Consider the following 237-nt stretch of genomic DNA (forward strand, 5'->3'; position numbering starts at 1 on the left):
CGGGAGAATTGCCTGCGATTGGCTGGTCATGAGCGCCGACAAGCATTTCGTGACGTCGAACTCGGGCGTACTCGTGCCACCAAACGCGTCGCTGAAACCACCCGCCGAGTTCGACTATATCGTGGTCGTCGGCGGCCGGATCAACGAGAAGGTCGAGGCGCTCGATAGCGCCGCTGTCTCCTATGTCGTCAATGCCGCGCGTGCGGGCGTCCCGGTGATCGGCCTCTGCACCGGCAG

1 protein-coding gene is annotated in these 237 nt (G+C 63.7%); it reads left to right on the top strand.

The window, feature by feature from the left end; genetic code table 11:
• Nucleotides 1-28: 28 nt before the first annotated feature.
• The coding region (locus SB772_RS45500; protein ID WP_410839214.1) for a DJ-1/PfpI family protein at nt 29-237 on the top strand (209 nt) is incomplete at its 3' end.

The sequence above is a fragment of the Paraburkholderia sp. SIMBA_030 genome (genome assembly GCF_046535245.1).
In the GTDB taxonomy this organism is placed as follows: domain Bacteria; phylum Pseudomonadota; class Gammaproteobacteria; order Burkholderiales; family Burkholderiaceae; genus Paraburkholderia.